2 protein-coding genes are annotated in these 2,148 nt (G+C 40.9%); both read right to left on the bottom strand.

Annotated elements, in window-relative coordinates:
• On the bottom strand, nucleotides 1-766 hold a 766-nt coding region (locus tag R6242_RS21195; protein WP_318430698.1), incomplete at its 3' end, for a putative type VI secretion system effector.
• 160 nt (nucleotides 767-926) lie between these two features.
• Nucleotides 927-1,811 carry a DUF6708 domain-containing protein gene (locus R6242_RS21190; protein WP_318430716.1) on the bottom strand — a complete coding sequence of 295 codons (885 nt, stop codon included), beginning with the start codon at nucleotides 1,809-1,811 and terminating at the stop codon, nucleotides 927-929.
• Nucleotides 1,812-2,148: the final 337 nt, after the last annotated feature.

Here is a 2,148-nt window from a genome sequence, read left to right as displayed (position 1 = left end):
GATTACAATAACGCCAAACCCATGTAGGATCCGAATCAGCCGACACACCATGCTCCTGCTTATATCGCTTATGTGCGGCACGACTGATTACGGATAAGTCAATATTTTCTGGACTTTCGAAACCTAATGCAGCGAGAATGGGTGTGGTAGCTTTTCCAAAGCGATTAAAAAAACTTCTAATTATCACATTAAAAACCAAGCCTAAAATAAATGGCATACACCAATTAAAAACTTTGCTCCACATAGGCTCTAGTAAATCATCCTTTATTCCTGATGGGTGAAGAAAAATAGCGTATAAAATAGCTCCAATAATTGTAGTAATAATGCTCCATATAATATCGCTTCTTAAATGAGCTTCTTCCCCGCGCAAGTGTTGAGGCAACATCCAAATCAAACGCTGACTGGCACTTCTGGCGGCTAAAACAGCGTAAATATCGCCCTCTTTCTCGACGACAAATTCAATCTCTTCGCCATCTTTAAAGCCTATTTTATAAAAACGGCCAGCAACTCTTTTTTCATCTAACTTGCAGGTAAAAAACTGCATGCTGATTTCAGCGCCACCTGATGCTGTTGCTAAAGTGCCAGCATTAAATACTTGCCCAATTAAAGCAGCTGCAGACGCAGCAGTCCCTGCTGTATTTTTTATGCTATCGGTAAAAACCAGATCCTCATAACCATGACTGATTTGCAAGTCACTAACGACTCCTTTGATAAGTTGATATTTTTTCATTTGCACTTGATTTGTTAAACAACTAGCACTTTCCATTCTCATTCCATATGAAATTATTAATGCCTGAGGTACTTATAGCCAAAGCTCATCGCTCTCTGCTTTGTTGTTTTTTATGAATTCAAAAGGGTATATTTAGTCTAGCAACGACTACCACTTGCCCTGCTGCTATCGCACAAGGCGATAGCAACACGAAGGTTTATTTCTTGGGCAGTAATGGCTCCCCCCACTCGGCACGGATTTCTGGGGGGAATGGGGCTTCGAATGCGGTTTTATGCGAAAGCCAATTAAAGGTGCCCCAGAGTAAATAAAATGGCCCAAAGATAGGGAAAAACAAAAAGGACATCACCACAAAAATAGGGTGCTCCTGATTCCATTTTTTTATTTTTGGGCCATATGGGCCAATACACCCCATGGATTGCCACCAACTATTAGGGGCAGCTTCGGCTAAAGACTCACCAACAGGCAAGGCCGGACCGTTTTCTTCCATATAGGCATGCAGATACGCCCATAATGCCTGCACAGAATATTCACTCATGACCAGTGGATTACCAATGGTAAAAAAATCAACAAAGTCTGGTATTGCCTCGTGCTTTAGCATTTGATCCCAGGCTTTATCATGATCACTTTTAGCGACTTGTTTTTGTGCAAAATCAGGATCTTTAATCCCCACACCCAGGGTGTGAACCGTCGATGGCAATTGCCCCAGCATCACTACTTTTGAAACATAAACAAATATTAAGGAATCCCAATCGTATTCAACAATTACGGTAGGCCAAGGATAAAATGGATTGCGTTTTTTTAAGCTATTTCTAACGTAATCGATAAGGCCTGGTATGTTTCTAAAAACACGGTAAACTTTTTTCTTTTTTCTATCAAAAAACAAGCTGTCGTTTTTAAGTGCAAACATATCGGCTCTTAGCGGGTATAACCCAAAATGAAAAGAAACCATAACGAAAAAAACACTGACCACAAGTGAGAATAGTGATATTAGAAAAAAAAATACTCCTCCAGAATAAAAATCACGAATGGAGAGGTATGATCCATATAACATAAGCGGAAAAAAACCAAAAATGATGAGCATTGCAAACACGGTTACAAGGCCACGCTGATAATGAGTAGTACTGGCCAGCTCGATGGCAGCTGGATAGATCGTTTTAACTTCGCTCAGCGTGCTGCCACTTTGCCGCGTGGTTGTTTTCTTATTCAGATAAGTGCTAATGCCCAAGCTAGATACATCGATCATTGCCGGCGGGTATTCACCTTGCAGTACACGGTAAGCAGTAGTTGTGGCCGCTGGAGTCATGAGCTTTTATTTTTTAGATGGAATTGAATCGTTAAGCTAATTACAGCGATCCCTACTTTATTTGCTGCTATCGCACAAGGCGATAGCAATGCAAAGGCTTATTTCTTGGGCAGTA

It is taken from the genome of Iodobacter sp. CM08, from assembly GCF_033446605.1.
GTDB lineage: Bacteria > Pseudomonadota > Gammaproteobacteria > Burkholderiales > Chitinibacteraceae > Iodobacter.
The sequence above is the reverse complement of the archived record's forward strand: the minus strand, read 5'-3'. Positions and strand labels throughout refer to the sequence as shown.